Origin of the sequence: Schaalia dentiphila ATCC 17982 (genome assembly GCF_000154225.1) — a bacterium.
Lineage (GTDB): Bacteria > Actinomycetota > Actinomycetes > Actinomycetales > Actinomycetaceae > Pauljensenia > Pauljensenia dentiphila.
Window position 1 is genome coordinate 1,424,245 of the sequence record NZ_DS264586.1, and the last position, 20,254, is coordinate 1,444,498.

The 20,254-nt window shown below is 65.0% G+C and carries 19 protein-coding genes and 1 tRNA gene; 8 read left to right on the forward strand and 12 right to left on the reverse strand.

The window, feature by feature from the left end; genetic code table 11:
- Window positions 1–55: 55 nt before the first annotated feature.
- The 4 genes from ACTODO_RS06060 (at window position 56) to ACTODO_RS06075 (ending at window position 4,637) form a co-directional block, all read left to right on the forward strand.
- The gene (locus ACTODO_RS06060; protein ID WP_003792428.1) at window positions 56–1,636 is read left to right on the forward strand and encodes a UDP-N-acetylmuramoyl-L-alanyl-D-glutamate--2,6-diaminopimelate ligase; all 1,581 of its coding nucleotides are present in this window, start codon (window positions 56–58) and stop codon (window positions 1,634–1,636) included.
- A 79-nt stretch (window positions 1,637–1,715) separates the two neighbouring features.
- Complete coding sequence (gene der, locus ACTODO_RS06065; protein ID WP_003792429.1) at window positions 1,716–3,269, forward strand: ribosome biogenesis GTPase Der; 1,554 nt, start codon at window positions 1,716–1,718, stop codon at window positions 3,267–3,269.
- Between the two features lie 159 nt (window positions 3,270–3,428).
- The gene (locus ACTODO_RS06070) at window positions 3,429–4,064 is read left to right on the forward strand and encodes a DNA-3-methyladenine glycosylase I (protein WP_003792430.1); all 636 of its coding nucleotides are present in this window, start codon (window positions 3,429–3,431) and stop codon (window positions 4,062–4,064) included.
- 60 nt (window positions 4,065–4,124) lie between these two features.
- On the forward strand, window positions 4,125–4,637 hold the full coding sequence (locus ACTODO_RS06075; protein WP_003792431.1) for a PH domain-containing protein: 513 nt from the start codon (window positions 4,125–4,127) through the stop codon (window positions 4,635–4,637).
- A 478-nt stretch (window positions 4,638–5,115) separates the two neighbouring features.
- Here the strand turns inward: ACTODO_RS06075 and ACTODO_RS06080 are convergent.
- From ACTODO_RS06080 to ACTODO_RS06120, 9 genes are all read right to left on the reverse strand, one after another.
- Window positions 5,116–5,189 (reverse strand) — tRNA-Pro (locus ACTODO_RS06080).
- Between the two features lie 343 nt (window positions 5,190–5,532).
- A complete protein-coding gene (locus tag ACTODO_RS11100) occupies window positions 5,533–6,015 on the reverse strand; it encodes a hypothetical protein (RefSeq protein WP_432263821.1) in 483 nt (160 codons plus the stop codon).
- 103 nt (window positions 6,016–6,118) lie between these two features.
- Window positions 6,119–6,853 (reverse strand): (d)CMP kinase, encoded by a 735-nt coding sequence (gene cmk, locus ACTODO_RS06090; RefSeq protein WP_003792434.1) that lies wholly within the window; start codon window positions 6,851–6,853, stop codon window positions 6,119–6,121.
- A gap of 26 nt (window positions 6,854–6,879) precedes the next feature.
- A complete protein-coding gene (locus ACTODO_RS06095) occupies window positions 6,880–8,079 on the reverse strand; it encodes a prephenate dehydrogenase (protein WP_003792435.1) in 1,200 nt (399 codons plus the stop codon).
- Complete coding sequence (locus tag ACTODO_RS06100) at window positions 8,076–8,825, reverse strand: pseudouridine synthase (RefSeq protein ID WP_003792436.1); 750 nt, start codon at window positions 8,823–8,825, stop codon at window positions 8,076–8,078. Before ACTODO_RS06100 ends, ACTODO_RS06095 begins: the two co-directional genes overlap by 4 nt.
- Window positions 8,822–9,382 carry an SMC-Scp complex subunit ScpB gene (scpB, locus tag ACTODO_RS06105; RefSeq protein ID WP_034512640.1) on the reverse strand — a complete coding sequence of 187 codons (561 nt, stop codon included), beginning with the start codon at window positions 9,380–9,382 and terminating at the stop codon, window positions 8,822–8,824. The genes ACTODO_RS06100 and scpB overlap by 4 nt, the downstream gene beginning before the upstream one ends.
- Window positions 9,375–10,253, reverse strand: coding sequence for a segregation and condensation protein A (locus ACTODO_RS06110; RefSeq protein WP_003792439.1), 879 nt, complete (start codon window positions 10,251–10,253; stop codon window positions 9,375–9,377). The genes scpB and ACTODO_RS06110 overlap by 8 nt, the downstream gene beginning before the upstream one ends.
- Window positions 10,237–11,100: a ParA family protein gene (locus tag ACTODO_RS06115; RefSeq protein WP_003792440.1), complete on the reverse strand. Its 864-nt coding sequence runs from the start codon at window positions 11,098–11,100 to the stop codon at window positions 10,237–10,239. Before ACTODO_RS06115 ends, ACTODO_RS06110 begins: the two co-directional genes overlap by 17 nt.
- Before the next feature lie 17 nt (window positions 11,101–11,117).
- Window positions 11,118–12,065 (reverse strand): site-specific tyrosine recombinase XerD, encoded by a 948-nt coding sequence (locus ACTODO_RS06120; RefSeq protein ID WP_003792441.1) that lies wholly within the window; start codon window positions 12,063–12,065, stop codon window positions 11,118–11,120.
- A 127-nt stretch (window positions 12,066–12,192) separates the two neighbouring features.
- Between ACTODO_RS06120 and tkt the strand changes: the two genes are divergently transcribed.
- From tkt to pgl, 4 genes are all read left to right on the forward strand, one after another.
- A complete protein-coding gene (gene tkt / locus ACTODO_RS06125) occupies window positions 12,193–14,277 on the forward strand; it encodes a transketolase (protein WP_208853691.1) in 2,085 nt (694 codons plus the stop codon).
- Window positions 14,278–14,446: 169 nt separating this feature from the next.
- Window positions 14,447–15,973 (forward strand): glucose-6-phosphate dehydrogenase, encoded by a 1,527-nt coding sequence (gene zwf / locus ACTODO_RS06130; protein WP_003792443.1) that lies wholly within the window; start codon window positions 14,447–14,449, stop codon window positions 15,971–15,973.
- Window positions 15,970–16,911 carry a glucose-6-phosphate dehydrogenase assembly protein OpcA gene (locus tag ACTODO_RS06135; protein ID WP_003792444.1) on the forward strand — a complete coding sequence of 314 codons (942 nt, stop codon included), beginning with the start codon at window positions 15,970–15,972 and terminating at the stop codon, window positions 16,909–16,911. The genes zwf and ACTODO_RS06135 overlap by 4 nt, the downstream gene beginning before the upstream one ends.
- A gap of 2 nt (window positions 16,912–16,913) precedes the next feature.
- Window positions 16,914–17,657 carry a 6-phosphogluconolactonase gene (pgl, locus tag ACTODO_RS06140; RefSeq protein WP_003792445.1) on the forward strand — a complete coding sequence of 248 codons (744 nt, stop codon included), beginning with the start codon at window positions 16,914–16,916 and terminating at the stop codon, window positions 17,655–17,657.
- Window positions 17,658–17,774: 117 nt separating this feature from the next.
- Here pgl and secG read toward each other — a convergent pair whose 3' ends face one another.
- The 3 genes from secG to ACTODO_RS06155 form a co-directional block, all read right to left on the reverse strand.
- Entirely contained in the window at window positions 17,775–18,020 is a 246-nt protein-coding gene (secG, locus tag ACTODO_RS06145; RefSeq protein WP_009054898.1) for a preprotein translocase subunit SecG, read from the reverse strand.
- A gap of 162 nt (window positions 18,021–18,182) precedes the next feature.
- Entirely contained in the window at window positions 18,183–18,959 is a 777-nt protein-coding gene (gene tpiA / locus ACTODO_RS06150) for a triose-phosphate isomerase (protein ID WP_034512192.1), read from the reverse strand.
- Window positions 18,960–18,962: 3 nt separating this feature from the next.
- Window positions 18,963–20,153, reverse strand: a complete 1,191-nt coding sequence (locus ACTODO_RS06155) for a phosphoglycerate kinase (protein WP_003792448.1) — start codon at window positions 20,151–20,153, stop codon at window positions 18,963–18,965.
- Between the last annotated feature and the right edge of the window lie 101 nt (window positions 20,154–20,254).

Below are 20,254 nucleotides of genomic sequence, written 5' to 3' on the forward strand. Positions count from 1 at the left end.
GTCACCGCCGGTATGTGTGGCGCACGCCGCCGTCGCGACGAACTAGAGTAGACCCATGACTTCAGTGACTGATATTCGTCCCACGATCGCGCCGGTCTCGTTGAAGGCTGCCCTGGCGGGCCTGGACATCCAGGGGTTCTACGCCGCCGACGGCCAGCTCGCGCAGATCGCCGAGTCCCCCCTCAGCCTGCGCGGTATCACCGTGTCGTCCGACGATTGCGAGTCCGACTGGCTGTTCGTCGCAATTCCGGGCCTTAAGCAGCACGGTATTCGTTTCGCGCACGCGGCGATCGAGGCCGGGGCGAGCGTCGTTCTCACAGACGAGGACGGCCGTGCTCAGGCATTCGAACGAGGCCTGGGCGTGCCCGTCATTCAGGTGGCCGACCCGCGCGCCATCGTTCCGCAGCTGTGCGCGAATATCTACGCATCTCCCGCCACTCGCCTCACGACGATGGCAGTGACTGGCACGAATGGGAAGACGACAACCTCCTACCTGATGCGCGCTGCCATCGCCTCACGATTCCCCAACGCATCGCTGTGCGGAACCGTGGAAACGCACGTTGGCCCCATTTCGTTCGAGGCCGTGCGTACGACCGCCGAGGCTCCCGTCGTCGCACGCTTCCTGGCGGCCACCGAACAGTACGAGTGCGGCGCGGGTGTCATCGAACTGTCCGCACACGCACTCTCCCTGCACCGCGTCGACGGCATCGTCTTCGACGTTGCCGCGTTTACGAACCTGCAGCATGACCACCTCGACTATTACGGTGACATGGAGAACTACTTCCAGGCGAAGGCACTCCTGTTCACCCCCGAGCATTCCCGCCACGGCGTCGTCTGCGTGGATGACGAATGGGGTCGCCGCCTCGCGCAGCAGGCGACCGTGCCGGTCACGACGGTGTCCGCGCTGACCGAGGAGGCCGCCGACTGGCAGGTCCGAGATGTCACGCCCGATCAGACGATCGGACGCACCGTATTCACCCTCGTCGACCCATCGGGCACCGGGCACCGCGTCGCTATGCCGATCCTTGGCGAGGTCAATATTCAGAACACCGCCGTCGCGATCGTCAGCGCGGTAAGCCTCGGCATCGACCTTGCAGATGTGATCTCGGCGATCGAGGATGCTCCCCAGATCCCGGGACGCATGGAGAAGGTCAACCCAACGCCCGGCGGTCAGCCGCTCGTCATCGTCGACTACGCGCATACGCCCGAAGCCCTCGAATGGACACTACGCTCAACCCGCGAGCTGACCTCCGGCCGTGTTGTCATCGTCTTTGGAACGGACGGCGATCGCGATGCCACCAAGCGTGAACACCTCGCGCAGATCGCCGCGCGTGAGGCCGACGTCCTGTGGGTGACGGATGAGAACCCACGCACCGAGGTCCCGCAGGAAATCCGCAATTACCTGCTGCGCGGCATCGCATCCGTGCGTCCGGGCATGGAAGACGTCACCGAGGTGACAACCTGCCGCCGCGACGCCGTACGACGTGCGATCCTCGCAGCTGAGCCCGGCGACACCGTCATCATCACGGGTAAGGGCGCCGAGTGGTACCAGGAAATCCAAGGCATCCACCACCGATACAACGACGTGCCCGTCGCCGCCGAGGTCCTCGCGGGCGACGTGCGCTCGCACGAATAAACGCTGCGAAGCTGTGAACTGGCGCGCCGCAGGGGCTCCCATCGGGCCTTAGCGGCGCGCCGCGCCGTAGACTGGGCGGGTGAATGACTTCGACAACCAGCCCGACGCGACCGCCGAATTCGACGCGGAAGCGGCCGAGAACTACATCGCCGACGCAGCCGGAGCAGCGCCGGACGCGATCGAACTGAGCGACGAAGAGACCGAGGCTCGCGCCCGTCTCATGCGCGCCAACCTCGACCAATTCGACTTGGACGAGGAGGACCTGGCGCTCCTGGCCGGCGAGTCTGCGCTCGCGGACTCTGACGACGTCGCAGCCGGACTGCCCGTTCTTGCAGTCGTCGGCCGCCCCAACGTCGGCAAGTCCACGCTGGTCAACCGCATCCTTGGTCGCCGCGAGGCGGTCGTGCAGGACACACCGGGCGTCACCCGCGATCGCGTCTCATACCCCGCCGAATGGGCGGGTCGCGACTTCACGCTCGTCGACACTGGCGGCTGGGAGATCGACGTCAAGGGTTTGGATCGTTCCGTCGCCGAGCAGGCTGAGATCGCCGTCGACCTGGCTGATGCTGTCGTTCTCGTCCTGGACGCGACCGTCGGCGTCACAGCCTCGGACGAGCGCATCGTGGAGATGCTGCGTGCCAAGAAAAAGCCGATCATCCTGGCCGCTAACAAGGTGGACTCTCCCCTGCAGGAGGCCGACGCTGCCTACCTGTGGAGCCTTGGCCTGGGCGAGCCTCACCCCATTTCCGCCCTGCATGGACGTGGCACCGGTGATCTCCTCGACGTCGTCTTGGAGGTCCTGCCGACCGAGTCAGCCGTTGCCTCGCCACTGCCGTCCGGCGGCCCGCGTCGCGTCGCCCTCGTCGGTCGCCCCAACGTTGGCAAGTCGTCCCTGCTGAACGCGCTGGCCGGCGGCGAGCGCGTCGTCGTCAACGAACTCGCCGGCACCACGCGTGACCCCGTCGATGAGCTCATCGAGCTCGATGGCCGCTCGTGGTGGTTCGTCGACACCGCGGGTATCCGCCGCAAAATGCACCGGACGACAGGCGCCGACTACTACGCCTCCATCCGTACTCAGGCCGCGATCGAGAAGGCCGAGGTTGCCCTCGTCCTCATCGACGGTTCGACGCCGCTGACCGAGCAGGACGTGCGAGTCGTCCAGCAGGTCATCGACGCGGGCCGGGCGCTCGTCGTCGTCACCAACAAGTGGGATCTCGTCGACGAAGACCGCCAGAAGGAGATCAAGAACGAGCTCGAGCGCGAGCTGGTTCAGATCCAGTGGGCGCCGCGCATCAACCTGGCCGCGAAGACCGGCTGGCACACAAACCGCATCGTGCGCGCCCTCGACACTGCGCTCGAAGGCTGGGAGACCCGTATCCCGACCGGACAGCTCAACGCCTTCCTCGGTCAGCTCGTTGCCGCACACCCCCACCCACTGCGTGGCGGTAAGCAGCCCCGCATTCTCTTTGGCACCCAGGCCTCGAGCAAGCCCCCGCGCTTCGTGCTCTTCACGACGGGCTTCCTCGACCCCGGTTACCGCCGCTTCATCGAACGCCGACTGCGCGAGACTTTCGGCTTCGCCGGAACGCCGATTCAGATTTCGGTGCGTGTGCGCGAGAAACGACGCAGGTGAGGTCGCTCCGACTCGTGGCCCGCTTCCCCAGGAGGCGGGCCACACCCGTACCTGCACTCCCCCGGCGTGTATCCACAGGGTCGTTTCGCCCGGCGCCGTTATCCACAGGCGTCGCGGATGCCCCTTGACCGTTGAACGCTGGGCGCGCAGGATCGACACATGGACACAACACTCATCCAATCCACAGTTGCTCCCCTAGCCTCGGGTCTCACCCTGTGCGATGACGGACTCGTCCGGCCTACGTGGGCCTCCCATGACGAGCTGTTACGCAGTTACTACGACACCGAATGGGGGCTGCCCGTCCACGACGAGGCCGGCGTCTTCGAACGTCTCGTCTTGGAGGGTTTCCAGGCTGGTCTCTCATGGCGCACGGTCCTGGCAAAACGCGAGGCGTTCCGTGCGGCCTTCGAAGGATTCATTCCCGATCGCGTCGCCGCCTTCACTGAGCAGAATGTCGATTGCCTCGTGAGCACACCCGGGATTATTCATAATCGCCGCAAGATCGAGGCGGCGATCAGCAACGCTCGCGCGACGGTTGCGATGAGGAACGATTCTCCCACAGCAGACGGCCCGTCACATCTGGGCGAACTGGTCTGGTCGTATCGGCCGACGCTCAATCCGCTTCCGCGTTCGAAGGACGAGGTACCCACGCAGCTGCCAGAATCTGTAGCTCTCGCAGCCGACCTCAAGAGCCTTGGTTTTTGCTTCGTGGGTCCCACGACGATGCTCGCGCTGATGGCGGCGATCGGCATCGTCAATACCGATATCGTGGGAACGCACCGCAGGCCTCGATGAGGAGCACACCCCCCGTGGCGGGCGCGCTCACGTACGCCCAAGATCTGGCATGATGGTGCCATGTCATTGTCGAAAAAGCTTCTCAGTCAGGACGAGGTTGTCGTCCGCCACATGCACACGCACATCAAGACCCTGCTGCCCGCGATCAACATTGAGTCGATCCTCGTGATCGCAGCTGCAGTCGGTTCGTTCTTTGTTCCCGAGAACGCACGTTATTGGGCGCTCGCGACCATCTGGATCGCCGTACTCGTCCTGTCTATCCCCCTCCTCGTCATTCCGTGGATCAAGTGGTCGTCGACCACCTACACGGTCACGACGAAGCGAGTGATCACTCGCACGGGCATCTTCACGCGCACCGGCCACGACCTGCCACTCAGCCGCATCTCCGACATTCAGATCGAGAAGAACTTCGATGATCGTTTTTTCGGTTGCGGAACCCTCGCCCTTCAGACCTCCGCAGATGACCCGTTGCTGCTGCATGACGTGCCGAAGGTGGAGATGGTGCAGGTCGAGATCTCGAACCTGCTGTTCAACGACATTCAGGGAGCGATCGACGCGGATCCGACTAGCTAACAGCGCAAGTAACGTTCCAGCGAGCACTGCCCCGGCTTCGTTCTTCATTGGACGAGGCCGGGGCAGTGCATCGGGCCAGCTCGCGCGGCTCAAGCGGATATCGGTGTGTGCATTGGACGACGAGCGAATGCGCCGCGACCGCGCATGACCACCACTCTGGCGGCATAAGTAAGCAGGTCGAAATCATCCCCGTTGACGACTTCGACCTGTGAAACAGTTTACTGCAGTCCTTGAAGGAAATGTGTCCGTTGCAACGGGCAAATCCCGGCGCTTCTACCTGCGAAATTAAGTGAAAGATTAGCCGAAAACCCGCGTTTACCAGTAGAAATAAAACCGCAAAATACTGCATCACATTTCGGTTACAAAGCGAGGCGATACCACGGACCAGGGACGGAGGTCCCCACTGATCATCGGCACTTCAGCGTGGGTTCGACGCATACAAAAAACCACGAGGAGCAAGTCCTCGCGGTTCTTTTCGTCGGGCTGGCGGGATTTGAACCCACGACCCCTTGACCCCCAGTCAAGTGCGCTACCAAGCTGCGCCACAGCCCGTATTCAGTTCGTCGCCGTGGCGACCTGTAGAACTATAGCGCACCTAGACGAAGTCAGGCAAGCCGACCGTAGTGCGCCGCGCCACACTGTCGTCAGATCGAACTGGTATGCAGCTCAATCCCGAGCCACGTGTCAGAAGCCGGAACAGATGAACAGACGCGCATAAGGTGACTACACTGTCCTTCGTCCGCATCCCTTGCATCCACGAGAGCTCCTTTTGATGACCAGTCGACACCTCCTCTCCGTCACGGTGACCCTTGCTCTGGCAGCCGCAGGCCTGATTGCACCCACATTCGTCACGCAGGGGTCCCCTGCAGCGGCGAGCCCGATGGTGAGCGTGTCCTCAAGCGCTCCTGCATATGCCCCTGCCGCCGTCGCTCCAGGAACGCGAGCACAGAGCCAGCCCGTGACGGCACCGACGAAGCGCATCCGAATCCACTCGCACTCCAACAATCCCACCCTCACGATCATCTCCTGGATTCTGGCCCTCCTCATTGTTGGTGGCGGCATTCTGGTCCGCTTCGCGATCTTCAAGGCCACTCAGCGCAACTCGACCCCACCGACAGCCTTCAACGGCCCCAATGGGCCGCAGTACGGCGTGACAGGAAGCAACTACGGAACCCCTGGAACCGGATACGGCACCGCGGGAACCGGATACGGCACCGCGGGAACCGGATACGGCACCGCGGGAACCGGATACGGCACCGCGGGAACCGGATACGGCACCGCGGGAACCGGATACGGCACCGCGGGAACCGGATACGGCACCGCAGCAGACGCGGCACAGCCGGGCTCCCCGGCATACGGCACAGGTACCTACGGTCATCAGCAGGGCGTCCAGGGACCCTACGGAACAGGATTCTGAGCCCTCCACCGTGAGTGCCCCGTACCGATAGGTACGGGGCACTCACGTGAATTGATACGCTGCCTCAGCGCAAAGCGTCGCGCACCTCGAGATCACGATCGACAAAGGCGAGGACCGCGTCGCAGACGCCTTCGATGTCGAGGCCCGTGGAATCAACGGTCTCGACACCTGGGGCGGCCACCATGAACTCAGAGACCTGAGAATCGGCCTTGTCACGGCCCTCAACCTGGGCCCGCACGATCTCCATGTGCTCCTCGGTGGCATCCCCGTAGAGTTCGAGGGTCCGACGACGCAGACGGGCCTCTTGATCGGCGAGCAACAGAACACGAACATCCGCATCGGGGCAGACAACGGTCGTGATATCGCGCCCCTCGGCGATCATGCCGGAGCCTTGTTCACGGGCCTCCATCATTCGGCGACGCTGCTCCGTCGCCATCCACGCGCGCACGTCAAGGTTCGTCGAGATGTGCTTAATCGCGAGGGCGATACGCGGCTCGCGAATCTCAAGGGTGATCTCTGAATCACCGATCCACACGTGCGGATCCGAAGGATCCGAGACGAGGCGCAGCGGCATACGATCCGCAGCAGCTGCTACAGCAGCCGTATCCTCCAGATCGATGCCTTCATCCAGGCAATACCACGTGAGCGCACGGTACATGGCCCCCGTGTCCAAGTACCCAATGCCCAGGCGGGTCGCCAGAGCCTTCGAGACCGTGGACTTGCCCGAACCGGCCGGCCCATCGATGGCAATCGTGATGCCGACGCGGGAAATCGCGTCTCGACGCTGCGTATCGTTCATCAAAACGTTCTCCTCACCGAGGTCGTTTAGTGGGTGATGAGTCGCCAACCCCGCTGTTGCAGGTCGGCGACAGCGCGGTCAACGACCGCCGGGTCAATCATGACGCGGGCGACGCCTGCCTGTGCGCCCGCAGAGTGTTCCAGAACCAAGTCTTCGATGTTGATACCCGCCTCGCCGAGCTCGCTGAACAGCCTACCGAGCGCACCCGGCTCGTCGGGGATGAGCACTTCGATCTCGCGATACCGAGAAGGAGCACCACCGTGCTTGCCGGGAATGCGCGCGACACCCTGATTACCCGCGGTCATGACCCGATTGATCGCGCCCACGGAACCGCCGCGCAGGGAGCCAAGTTCGGCAGCCGCGTCGAGATGCGTCAGCAAGTCATCGAGGTCGGTGCGTAGCTCCCGCAGGATGTCTGCGACCGGACCGGCGTTGCCGGCCAAAATCGCTGTCCACAGGCGCGGATCGGAGGCCGCAATGCGGGCAGTATCTCGAAGCCCCTGTCCCGCAAGCCCGAGCGCCTGAGCCGGTGCGTCAACAAGGCGCGCAGCGAGCATCGACGACACCAGCTGAGGTACGTGCGACACGAGAGCGACAGCGTGGTCATGCGTGCCCGCATTCATCTCAAGGGGCACGGCTCCGACGTCCGTTGCCAGCGCGCGAGCCACAAGCACCGCGCGCGGCCACGTCGACTCATGCGCAACGATCACCCACGGACGTCCGTAGAACAGATCGGCATCTGCGGCACCCGCACCGCTGCGCTCACGACCTGCCATGGGATGCGAACCGACGTAACGCGAGGCTTCCTCGAGACGTCCCTCACGCTCCAAGCCGCGTAGCACATCGGCTACAACCGCGTCCTTCACGGAGGCAACATCGGTGACGATCGCGTCGGGGAAACGCAGCAGCGATTCGACGATCACACGGTCCGCGACGTCCGGAGGCGTCGCGACGACAACGATGGACGGCGCCTGATAGGAAGGCGTATCCGAGCCACACTCGCGAGGGCGCACCCCGGCCTCGGCGAGAACGTCGCCGAATGCCTGCCCAGCGCCCACGTCGGAGGCCAGGTGCAAAGAGGTTGGCGAGGCATCTTCGAGATAAACGCGCACTCCCCCGGCCCGCAGCGCAAGGCCCAGGGACGCACCCAGCAGACCCGATCCGATGATGAGGACCGGGCCCGCTGTTTGCACAACGCGCGCGCCGACGCCGTCCGAGGTGTTCACAGTCCGACGGCCCCGTACAGTGCGCTCAACGCGTTGCCCTTCACGCGGCGGGTCGTCCCCTGCTTGAGATGGTCGAGAGAGATCGGACCGAAGCCCGTACGGACGAGCTCGCGCACCGGGTAGCCGACAGCCTCCATCATGCGGCGCACAAGGCGGTTGCGGCCTTCGTGCACGACGATTTCGACGGTCGTGATATCGCCGTAGGTGTCAACGATGCGGAAGGAGTCAACCTTGATCGGGCCATCCTCCAGCTCGATGCCGTTCATGAGGGTGCGCTTGACGCCGGGCTTGACCTCGCCGTGTAGGCGTGCCACGTAGGTCTTGCGGATCTCGTACTTGGGGTGGGTCAGACGGTTCGCCAGCTCACCGTCATTCGTCAGCAGCAGCAGGCCGGACGTGTCGATATCGAGGCGCCCGACATGGTAGAGACGCTCGGGGTAGTCGGCGATCAGGTCGGCGATCGTCGGGCGGCCCTCCGGGTCGCTCATCGTGGACACCGTCCCAATCGGCTTGTTCACGGCCAGGACGATGTGCTTCGTCTCATCCAGGATCAGACGCTCGCCATCCACGTGAATGACCTGCTTGGCTGGATCCACGCGCACGCCCTGGTTACGTACCACGGTTCCATCGACGCTCACGCGGCCGTCGGCGATCATCTGTTCGGACGCGCGCCTGGATGCGACGCCAGCCTGGGCGAGCACCTTCTGCAGGCGCACTCCACCCTCTGTGTAGGGGTTAGCCCTCATAGTTCTTCCTCCAATTCCTCCAGCGCGTCGGCGTCTGGCAGGTAGGGTGCCAACGGTACCAGCTCCGACAGGCTCGTTAATCCCATTTTCTCAAGAAATTCACCGGTCGTCCCGTACAGGCGCGCGCCAGACGGTGTCAGTCCCGTCTCTTCCACGAGGCCTCGGGCGAGCAGCGTGCGCACGACGCCGTCCACGTTCACCCCACGAATACGGCAGATTCGCGCCCTCGATATGGGCTGACGGTAGGCAATGACCGCCAGCGTTTCAAGAGCAGCCTGAGACAGGCGCGCGTGCGAGGAGCCGACGACAAAGCGCCCGACCACGTCGGCGTATGCCCGTGCGGAATAGATGCGCCAGCCGCCCGCCACTTCACGCAGCTCGAAACCACGCGGGCGTTCCCGCCCTTCGCCGAGGTACTCGGCGGCGAGAGCGCGCATGTGCTGTTCGATGTCCGCAGTGCTCACGCCGAGAACCTCGGCGAGATCGGACGCGGCAACCGGCTCCGAGGCGACCATCAGAATCGCCTCGATCGCACCGCGCAGCGTGTTCTCACTCATCAGCATCTTCTCCTTCCGTCTCAATCGCGGCCACGTGCGGGGACGAGGCCGTGGCTGAGTGTGCGTCACCGGCACCCGTATAGTCGTCCACGTCGATGTCGATACTTCCCTCGCTGTCAGTCCACTGAATCGTCAGCGTGCCAAGCGCCCCGTCTTGCTCAAACTCGACGGCTCCGCGCCTGTAGAGCTCCAAGAGCGCAAGGAAGCGAGAGACGACGACGGCGCGCGTGGGCGCATCCTCGACGAGCTGATGGAAGGTTATGCGTCCTGCTTCGGCGAGCATCGATGAGACGAGCAAAGCCTGTTCGCGAACGGGCACAACGGGATCGTGCAGATGGGCGACCTGAACCGTCTGATTCGTCGATGACAGGGCATCGGCAGCCAAACGAGCGAGGTCTTCGGGGGTTGTCAGCCACCGGAGCTCGGGCAAGAGGCTCGCAAAATGCGGCTCGAGAGGCACGTCCCTGGCGACATACGAGCCGTACTCCCCCATCCGCGCGTTGATGTGTTTCGCTGCTTCCTTGAAAGCCCGATACTGCAGGAGTCGCGAAAACAAAAGATCTCGGGCCTCCAGATCAGCCTCGGACGCGTTATCCTCCTCATCGACACTGGGCAGCAAATGCGCGGCCTTCATGTCGAGTAGTGTCGCCGCGACAACCAGGAATTCGGTCGTGCGCGACAGATCCGGGGACGCCTTCATAAACGCGATGAACTCGTCGGTCACCTGCGCGAGCGCGACCTCGGTGATGTCGAGTTTCTTACGCGCGATCAGCGACAGGAGAAGATCGAAAGGACCTTCAAAAACCGGGAGCGAGACCGCGAAGAGGTCGAACTCTCCCTGAACCTCGAGACTGTCAGGCCGCGTCGCCACGGGCGATGACTTCCCGCGCAAGTCGACGGTACGCGTGAGCGCCCGCATGGTTGGGAGCGTAGGAGATGATCGGCTCGGTGGCTACAGAAGCATCCGGGAACTTGATCGTGCGTCCGATACGGGTATCGAACACGAGATCGCCGAAAGCCTCCTGCAGGCGCTGGAGGACCTCACGCGAGTGCAGCGTGCGCGAGTCGACCATCGTGGCGACGATACCGTCAATCTTCAGGCGCGGGTTGATGCGATCGCGCACCGTCTCGATCGTCTCAACCAGCAGGGCCACGCCACGCAGCGCGAAGAACTCTGCCTCGACCGGAACGATGACGCCGTGAGCTGCCGTCAGAGCATTGACAGCTAGCAGGCCGAGGGAAGGCTGGCAGTCGATCAGCACCACGTCGTAGTCGGATTCGACGTGACGCAGGACGCGGGCCAGGGCGCTCTCGCGGGCGACCTCGTTGACGAGCTGGACCTCCGCCGCGGACAGGTCAATGTTCGCGGGGATGATGTCGAGGTTCTCCGTCGACGTGTGGCAGATCGTCGCCTTGACGTCCGCCTTCGGGTTCATGAGCAGCGTATAGATCGTCTGTTCCATGTCGAGAGCATTGATGCCCAGGCCAACAGAAGCAGCACCCTGGGGGTCGAAGTCCACGATCAGCACACGGCGACCATACTCAGCCAGCGCGGCGCCCAGGTTGATGGTGGTCGTCGTCTTACCGACACCACCCTTCTGGTTGCACATCGCGATCACACGGGCGGGACCATGCCCCGACAGCGGCGCGGGCACGGGAAAATCGACCGGCTCTTCGTGCAGGTCGGGCGTCAGCGTAGGGTGCGAGTTCGTGGTCACGCCCCCATCCTAATTCATCACCGCGCGGATGCGTCGGTGCCACGCGCCCGAGGGTGCGAGAGCGTAAAGACTTCGCGCAGCACGGCGGCCGTCACCTGCGTGTAGATCTGAGTCGTCGCCACCGACGCGTGCCCAAGAAGCTCCTGCACCTCGCGCACGGATGCGCCACCCTCAAGCAGATGCGTCGCAAAAGAGTGCCGCAGCGTATGCGGAGACACCCGCTCCCCCAGCTGCGCGGCCTCAGCCGCGCGCCGGATCGCGGTCCACGCGCTCTGCCGGGACAGCGCGCCTCCCCGGGAGTTCAGGAAAAACGCGGTGGATCCCCGGCCTCGTGCGGCGAGCGCTGGGCGGGCGCGCACCCGATACGCGTAGAGGGCATCCACGGCGAACGACCCCACGGGAACAATCCGCTCTTTGCGCCCTTTTCCGAACAAGCGCACGACAGGAACGTCTCCATCCAGGTCGAGGTCATCAGCGCTGAGGGACACAGCCTCTGAGACGCGGGCACCCGTCGCATACAGGAGCTCGAGGAGGGCGGCATCGCGCAGGCCAATCGGAGAATCGTCGGCGTGGGCGGCATCCAGCAGTCGTCCAACCTCGTCGACGGACAGGGCCTTCGGGAGGTGTCGCCCCTGACGTGGGGCATGTAGCTGCGCAGCTGCATCGGTTCCGACCGCCCCCTCGGTCAGCGCGTACTTATGGAGTCCCCGGATCGCCGCCGACGCGCGCGCCACCGACGATGCTGCCGCCGGAGTTCCTGTGACCCGCCCAGATGCCAGACGCATCGTGTAGTCCTCGATGTCCCTGGGACTGATGTCTTCGACGTTAACTTTGCCTCGACTCTTCATGTCAAACGCGTAGCGGGCGACGTCACGTCGATAGTTTGAAACTGTATGCGCAGACGCCCCCTTCTCGACGCGCAGATAGTCCACCCAGTCGCGAACGAGAGCTTCGAGGGATGTCATGGTGACAGGGTAAGCGACTGTGCAACATATGTGCGTGAGCGCTATCGGCATGCGCACATTTTCGCTAGACTGTGACGCGGTAAACCATTTCCGCCCCAATGCAGGGGCCCAACAACTGGAGACCAACGTGTCACTACACTGGGATCACATCGATGACGAAGCGGTCAAGACCGCCAAGCTCCTCGCCGCCGACGCCGTCGAGCAGGCCGGATCGGGCCACCCCGGCACCGCCATCTCGCTCGCCCCCGCCGCCTACCTCCTCTACAACAAGGTCATGAACGTCGACCCGTCCGACCCGCGCTGGATCGGTCGCGACCGCTTCATCCTCTCGGCCGGCCACTCGTCGCTGACCCAGTACGTCCAGCTCTACCTGTCCGGCTTCGGTCTCGAACTCGACGACATCAAGACGCTGCGCACCGCCGGCTCCCTGACCCCGGGCCACCCCGAGTACGGCCACACCAAGGGCGTTGAGATCACCACCGGCCCGCTGGGCACCGGCATCGCCTCCGCCGTCGGCTTCGCCATGAACGCCCGCCGCGTCCACGGCCTGCTCGATCCCGAGACCCTGCTCGGCGAGTCCGTCTTCGACCACAACGTCTACGTCATCGCCGGCGACGGCTGCTTCGAGGAAGGCGTCTCCGCCGAGGCTTCGTCCCTCGCGGGCACCCAGGAGCTGGGCAACATCACCGTCATCTGGGACGACAACCACATCTCCATCGAAGACGACACCTCGATCGCCTTCAACGAAGACGTCCTGGCCCGCTACGAGGCCTACGGCTGGCACGTCCAGCGAGTCGACTGGCTCGGCGAGGACGGCTCCTACGAGGAGAACACCGCTGCCCTGAACGAGGCCCTCGACGCCGCTCAGGCCGAGACGAAGAAGCCCTCGCTCATCGCGCTGCGCACCATCATCGGCTGGCCGACCCCCGGCAAGCAGAACACCGGTGGCATCCACGGCTCCAAGCTCGGCTCCGAGGCCCTCAAGGGACTGAAGGAAGCCCTGGGCGCCGACCCCGAGAAGATGTTCGACGCTGACGCCGCGATCGTGGACGAGGTCCGCGCCCGCGCCGCCGCCCGTGCCGCCGAGTACCGCAAGGACTGGGACGCACGCTTCGAGGCGTGGAAGGCCGCTCACCCCGAGCAGGCTGCCCTGCTCGAGCGTCTCCTGGCAGGCCGCCTCCCCGAGGGCTGGGAAGCCGCGCTGCCCACCTTCGAAGAGGGCAAGGCTATCGCGACCCGCGCCGCCTCCGGCCAGGTCCTCAACGCGATCGCCCCCGTCCTGCCCGAGCTGTGGGGTGGCTCCGCCGACCTCGCCGGCTCGAACAATACTTTCCTGAAGGGTGAGCCCTCGTTCCTGCCCGCGCACCGTTCCTCCTCGTCCTTCAGCGGCGACGAGTTCGGCCGCAACCTCCACTTCGGCGTGCGTGAGTTCGCGATGGGTGCCGCCCTTAACGGCATCGCCGCCGACGGCTTCACCCGCGCTTACGGCGGCACGTTCTTCGTGTTCTCCGACTTCATGCGCGGCGCCGTGCGCCTTGCCGCCCTCATGGATCTGCCCGTCACCTACGTGTGGACCCACGACTCCATCGGCGTGGGCGAGGACGGCCCGACCCACCAGCCGATCGAGCACCTGGCCTCCTACCGCGCAATTCCGAACTTCGCTGTTGTGCGCCCCGCTGACGCCGCCGAGACGGCCGCGTCCTGGAAGGCCATCCTCGAGCAGTCCCACCCGGCCGCCATCATCCTGTCGCGCCAGAACCTGCCCAACCCGGCACGTGGCGAAGGCACCGGCCTGGCCACCACCGAGGACCTGGCGCGCGGCGCCTACGTCCTGGCCGACACCGAAGGTACGCCCGATGTGATCCTGCTGGCCTCCGGCTCCGAAGTTTCCGTCGCCCTCGAGGCACGCGAGGCCCTGGCCGCCGACGGCATCGCCGCCCGTGTCGTGTCCGTGCCCTGCCTCGACTGGTTCGAGGCCCAGGACCGCGAGTACCGCGACTCCGTCCTGCCCCCGTCGGTGCGCGCTCGCGTCTCCGTCGAGGCCGGCATCGCCCTGCCGTGGTACCGCTGGATCGGCGACGCCGGCCGCGCGGTCTCCATCGAGCACTTCGGCGCCTCCGCGCCGGGCGAACTCCTCTTCAAGGAGTACGGCATCGACGCCGAGCACGTGGCCGCAGCCGCGAAGGAATCCATCGATGCCGCTCGTTCGTGACTTTATAGTCAGCTGAACTGAAGATAGGGCTGCTGGCGCGCGAGGGCGTGCCAGCAGCCCTATTCTGTTACACATGTGTGGGTCCTCGGTCCCGTTCCATTTCCCCCTGGGGGCAAAGCGTTCGGACCACGGCCTCGTCCTTCCCCCCTAGCGAACGGAGCGACCACTCGTGACCAACGAGATCCCCACCCTGCGCGATCCCCAGGATCGCAGGCTTCCGCGCATCTCCCCACCGTGTGGCCTCGTCATCTTCGGCATCACGGGCGACCTCGCGCGCAAGAAGCTCCTTCCCGCGATCTACGACCTCGCCAACCGTGGTTTGCTCCACCCGGCGTTCTCGCTCACCGGCTTTGCGCGCCGCGACTGGAGCCCGCAGGACTTCGAGGAATACGTGCGCGCCTCCATCGAGGCGCACACCCGCACCGGCTTCAACGAGGGAACCTGGAACCAGCTGCGCTCGGGACTGCGCTTCGTCTCGGGCACCTTCGACGACCCCGATGCCTACCGCCAGCTGGCCGACACCGTCGCCGAGCTCGACCACTCGCGCGGCACCGGCGGCAACCACGCGTTCTACCTGTCGATTCCTCCCTCATACTTCCCGGTCGTGGCCAAGCACCTGTCCGACACGGGCCTCAACAAGCGTCAGGGCCGCGAATGGCGTCGCGTCATCATCGAGAAGCCTTTCGGACACGACCTTGAGTCCGCGCAAAAGCTCTCCGACGTCATCTCGCAGATCTTCGACGAACAGGACGTCTTCCGCATCGACCACTACCTGGGCAAGGAAACCGTCCAGAACATCATGGCGATGCGCTTCGCGAACGCGATGTTCGAGCCGCTGTGGAAGGCGAACTACGTCGATTCCGTACAGATCACGATGGCCGAGGACATCGGCATCGGCACACGCGCGGGCTACTACGACGGCATCGGCGCGGCCCGCGACATCATCCAGAATCACCTGCTTCAGCTCATGGCGTTGACCGCCATGGAGGAGCCCGTCCACTTCACACCCGAGGAAATCCAGGCGGAGAAGGAGAAGGTGCTTTCCGCAGTGCGCCTGCCCGAGGATCTGGCCATCGATACGGCGCGCGGGCAGTACGCCGGCGGCTGGCAGGGCGGCGATCAGGTGCGCGGTTACCTTGAGGAGGACGGCATTCCGGCCGACTCGACCACCGAGACCTTCGCCGCTATCAAGCTCTTCGTGGACACGCGCCGCTGGGCGGGCGTGCCCTTCTACCTGCGCGCAGGCAAGCGCCTCGGCAAGCGCGTCACCGAGATCGCTGTCATCTTCAAGCGTTCGGCCCACGTGCCCTTCGGCAACTCCGACCTCAGTGAGTCGGGCCAGAACGCACTCGTTATTCGCGTCCAGCCGGACGAGGGCCTGACCCTCAAACTTGGCGCGAAGGTTCCAGGCACTTCCATGCAGGTGCGTGACGTGACCATGGACTTCGCCTACGGCCACGCGTTCACCGAGGACTCACCCGAAGCCTACGAGCGCCTCATCCTGGACGCGCTCGTCGGCTCCGCTCCCCTGTTCCCGCATCAGCGCGAGGTCGAGGCCTCGTGGAAGATCCTCGACCCGATCCTGTCCTTCTGGGAGACCCAGGGTCAACCCGAGCCCTACGCGCCCGGCACGTGGGGTCCCCAATCCGCGCACGACATGCTGGCCCGCGACGGCCGTTTCTGGAGGCTCCCGTGATCATCACCCTGAAGAACACCACGTCGGCCGAGGTCGCATCCCGCATCGTGGAGCTGCGCGACGAGCGCGGTTCCGCCGCTCTGAGCCGTGTCCTCACGCTGCTCATCTGCGTGCCCGACCTCATCGACGTCGACAACGCGATCGAGGTCTCCGACGCGGTCTCGCGCGAGCATCCCTGCCGCGTGATCGTCATCGTCGAGCCCGAGTCCACCGAGGGCACGGCGCGTCTGAACGCACAGATCCGCGTCGGCGACGCAGCGGGCCTGTCCGACATCATCATCCTGGAGCCTCGCGGTGAGGCCGCGTCGAACATCGACTCGCTCGTCATGCCGCTTCTCCAGTCGGATACTCCGGTCGTCACGTACTGGCCGGTCGTTCCCCCGCAGAATCCGGGCGCGCACCCGCTTGGTCGCCTCGCGGTCAAGCGCATCACCGATTCGCGCGCAACCGAATGCCCCATGGATACCCTGTCGGCCCTCTCGGCCGTGTACACCCCCGGCGACACGGATCTCGCGTGGGCCGGCGTCACGCTGTGGCGCGCGCTGCTCGCGGCTGTCGCCGAGGACTTTGACCGTCTACCGACGTCGATCCGCGTCGCGGGTAATGCGACACATCCCTCGCCGTTCCTCGTGGCCGCATGGCTGCATCACCAGCTGGGCGTGCCCGTCGAGCGAGTCGTGGATCCCGAGGCCCTCACGATCACGGACATCACGTTCTTCTTCGACGACGACACGACCGTCTCGCTCTCGCGTAGCGCCTCCTCGTCGGTCGCGCGTCTGTCGCGTCCGGGCCTCGAGGATCGCTCCGTGAACCTCGCACGCCGCTCCGTGCAGGACTCCCTCATGGAGGATCTGCGTCGCATGGATCCGGACGTCTACTACGGTGAGCTCCTCACGAAGGAACTTCCGCGACTGGCTGCATGCTCTGAGGGCGAGTGACGATGGTGGCAGTCCACACGTTCGAGGTCTACCCAACCGTCGAGGAACTGAACGAGGCCGTCGGCCGTGCGTTCCTCGCTCGTCTGAACACACTCATCGACGAGGCCGGAGCTGACTCGCGCGTCAACCTGGCCATCTCGGGGGGTGCCATCACCACGTCGTTGCTTCCCTCTCTCCTTCCGTCTGTCGACGAAATCGACTGGTCACACGTACGCGTGTGGCTGGTCGACGAACGCTACGTGCCGGCGGGCGACGAGGATCGCAACGATGAACAGGCGTGGGAGGGCTTCCTCCACGCGGCCTCCGGCGTTGAGTTCGTCCGTATGCCGACCTCGGATGTGTACGCTCCCGGCGCGGGTTCTCTCGATGAGGCGACCGTGGCGTTCGCCGACACGTGGCGTGAGATCATGGGCGAGGGTTCCTTTGACATCGCGCTCATCGGCATGGGTCCCGACGGGCACATCTGCTCACTCTTCCCGGGACGCGTCGATATGGACGAGGCCTCCCCCATTCTGGCGATCCGCAATTCTCCGAAGCCCCCGCCCGAGCGCATCACGGTGTCGATGCCCATCATGCGTGCGTGCGCAGAGGTGTGGCTGACGACGGCGGGTGCAGCGAAGGCGGATGCTCTCGGGCGAGCCTTTGCGGGCGCGTCTCCCCTCAACCTCCCGGTCGCGGGCATCCTCTCCCCCACGACGCGCGTTTACCTCGATGAGGCGGCTGCCTCGCGAATTGAGGTTGCGTAATACAGCACCATCACTCTGTGGGGCCATCTTCGTCACGAAGACGGCCCCACACGGGTTGCCGGATATAAAATGGCTCCCCGCTCACAAGCGGAGAGCCATCTCAGAGACGAACTATCGTCAGGCGCCGAACTTCGCGAGAAGCGCGTAGCCGATGATGCACACCAGCCAGATGAGCAGCGTGCCCAGCGTGATGCGGTTCAGGTTACGCTCGGCGACACCGGAGGAGCCGGCCGACGAGGAGATGCCGCCACCGAACATGTCCGACAGACCGCCACCCTGTCCCTTGTGCATGAGGACGGTCAGGGTCAGCAGGATGCTGGTCAGGAAGATCAGCACGATCAGGACGTTGTTCAGAATGGTCACGGTCAATCCAGTTTCTATCGCAGTTCGCCCCGGATCGGGGCACATATACCTTTAGTCTAACTGAGAATGCCGGTGGGGCCAACCGGCACACCGGTTGGCCCCACCTCGCGTCCGCTCCGACCCGGCCTAAGTGGTCAGGCGGAGTGAGCGCGTCACGGCTTCTCAGGCGTAGAACGTCGCCATGGCGGCGAAGGAGTCAGCCTTGAGGGACGCGCCGCCGACGAGACCGCCGTCGACGTCGGGCTGAGCCATGAGCTCCTTGATGTTGTCGGGCTTGGCGGAGCCACCGTAGAGGATGCGGGTGGACTCGGCGGTCTCGGCGCCGAAGTCCTCGGCCAGGGCGGCGCGGATGGCGCCGCACACTTCCTGGGCGTCCTCGGCGGAGGCGGTTTCGCCGGTGCCGATGGCCCAGATGGGCTCGTAGGCGATGACGATCTTGGCGACCTCTTCGGGCTTCCAGCCGGCGAGGGCGGCGCGGATCTGGCCGAGGACGAACTCGACGTAGGTGCCGGCCTTGCGGACCTCGAGGGCCTCGCCGCAGCACAGGATCGGGGTCATGCCGGCGTCGAAGACCTTGCGGGCCTTGGCGCCGACGAGCTCGTCGGACTCGCCGTGGTACTCGCGACGCTCGGAGTGGCCCATCACCACGTAGGAGACGCCGAGCTTGGTGAGCATGTCGGTGGAGATTTCGCCGGTGTAGGCGCCGTTGTCGTGGATCGACACGTCCTGAGCACCGTACTTGATGCCGAGCTCGTCGGCGTCAACGATGGTCTGGACGGTACGGATGTCGGTGAACGGCGGGATGACGAGGACCTCGCACTTGGAGTAGTCGTGGCCCGCGTCGGACAAGGCCATCGCCAGGCCCTGGACGAGGTGGTTGGCCTCGAGGTGATCGAGGTTCATCTTCCAGTTGCCGGCCATCAGGGGCGTACGTGCCATGAGTCAGTCCTCCAGAACTGCGATACCGGGCAGAACCTTGCCCTCGAGGAGCTCGAGGGAGGCGCCGCCGCCAGTGGAAATGTGGGAGAAGGTGTTCTCGTCGAAGCCGAGCAGGCGCACGGCTGCTGCGGAGTCGCCGCCGCCGATGACGGAGAACATGGAGCCCTTGGACAGGGCCTCGGCGACGGCACGGGTGCCGCCGGCGAACGCGTCGAATTCGAAGACACCCATGGGGCCGTTCCAGGCGACGGTCTTGGCGGTCGCGAGCTTGTCAGCGAAGAGCTTCGCGGACTCGGGGCCGATATCCAGACCCATCTGGTCATCGGGAATAGCGTCGACCTTGACGACGGTTGCGGGCGCGTCGGCTGCGAACTCGGGGGCGACGATGACGTCGATGGGCAGGACGAGGTCGACGCCGCGCTCGGCGGCCTCGGCGATGTAGCCCTTGACGGTATCGATCTGGTCTTCCTCAAGGAGAGACTTGCCCACCGAGTAGCCCTGAGCGGCGAGGAAGGTGAAGACCATGCCACCGCCGATGAAGAGCATGTCAGCCTTCTTCAGCAGGTTGGCGATGACGCCCAGCTTGTCGGAAACCTTGGAGCCACCGAGGACAACGCCGTAGGGGCGCTCGGGGTCGCCGGTGACCTTGGACAGGGACTCGATCTCCTTGAGGACGAGCAGGCCTGCGGCCGAGGGCAGCAGCTTGGCAATGTCGTAGACGGAGGCCTGCTTGCGGTGGACGACGCCAAAGCCGTCGGAGACGAACGCGTCGCCGAGCTTGGCGTACTCGCGGGCCAGCTCTTCGCGCTCTTCGTCGACCTTGGAGGTCTCGCGAGCGTCGTAGCGGACGTTCTCGAGCAGGGCGATCTCGCCCTCACCCAGGGCGGCGACGGTCTCGGTGGCGGACGGGCCAACGACGTCGGAGGCCAGCGTGACCTTCACGCCGGACAGCTCGGCGAGGCGCGTGGCGACGGGGGCCAGCGAGAAGGCGGGATCGACCTGACCCTTGGGGCGGCCCAGGTGGGCCATGATGACAACCTTGGCACCGGCGTCGGTGAGGGTCTTGAGGGTCGGCAGCGCCGCGCGGATACGGCCGTCGTCGGTGATGACGCCGTCCTTGAGCGGAACGTTGAAGTCGGAGCGGACGAGGACGCGCTTGCCGCGCAGGTCGCCCAGGGTGGAGATGGTCCTCACGAGGAGTCCTTTCGGTCTGAAGGCGGTGGCGATGTACGAGATGCCCGTGCACGAGCGTGCACGGGCATCTCGCTGATCAGCTCATGGCTGGTGTATCAGCT

What these genes read in the sequence shown, in the direction of transcription:
- ACTODO_RS06060 (WP_003792428.1), top strand. Translation starts at nt 56, where the DNA reads ATGACTTCAGTGACTGATATTCGTCCCACGATCGCGCCGGTCTCGTTG.
- ACTODO_RS06070 (WP_003792430.1), top strand. Translation starts at nt 3,429, where the DNA reads ATGGACACAACACTCATCCAATCCACAGTTGCTCCCCTAGCCTCGGGT.
- ACTODO_RS06075 (WP_003792431.1), top strand. Translation starts at nt 4,125, where the DNA reads ATGTCATTGTCGAAAAAGCTTCTCAGTCAGGACGAGGTTGTCGTCCGC.
- ACTODO_RS11100 (WP_432263821.1), bottom strand. Translation starts at nt 6,015, where the DNA reads ATGACCGTAGGTACCTGTGCCGTATGCCGGGGAGCCCGGCTGTGCCGC.
- cmk (WP_003792434.1), bottom strand. Translation starts at nt 6,853, where the DNA reads ATGAACGATACGCAGCGTCGAGACGCGATTTCCCGCGTCGGCATCACG.
- ACTODO_RS06100 (WP_003792436.1), bottom strand. Translation starts at nt 8,825, where the DNA reads ATGAGGGCTAACCCCTACACAGAGGGTGGAGTGCGCCTGCAGAAGGTG.
- scpB (WP_034512640.1), bottom strand. Translation starts at nt 9,382, where the DNA reads ATGAGTGAGAACACGCTGCGCGGTGCGATCGAGGCGATTCTGATGGTC.
- ACTODO_RS06120 (WP_003792441.1), bottom strand. Translation starts at nt 12,065, where the DNA reads ATGACATCCCTCGAAGCTCTCGTTCGCGACTGGGTGGACTATCTGCGC.
- pgl (WP_003792445.1), top strand. Translation starts at nt 16,914, where the DNA reads ATGGTGGCAGTCCACACGTTCGAGGTCTACCCAACCGTCGAGGAACTG.
- tpiA (WP_034512192.1), bottom strand. Translation starts at nt 18,959, where the DNA reads ATGGCACGTACGCCCCTGATGGCCGGCAACTGGAAGATGAACCTCGAT.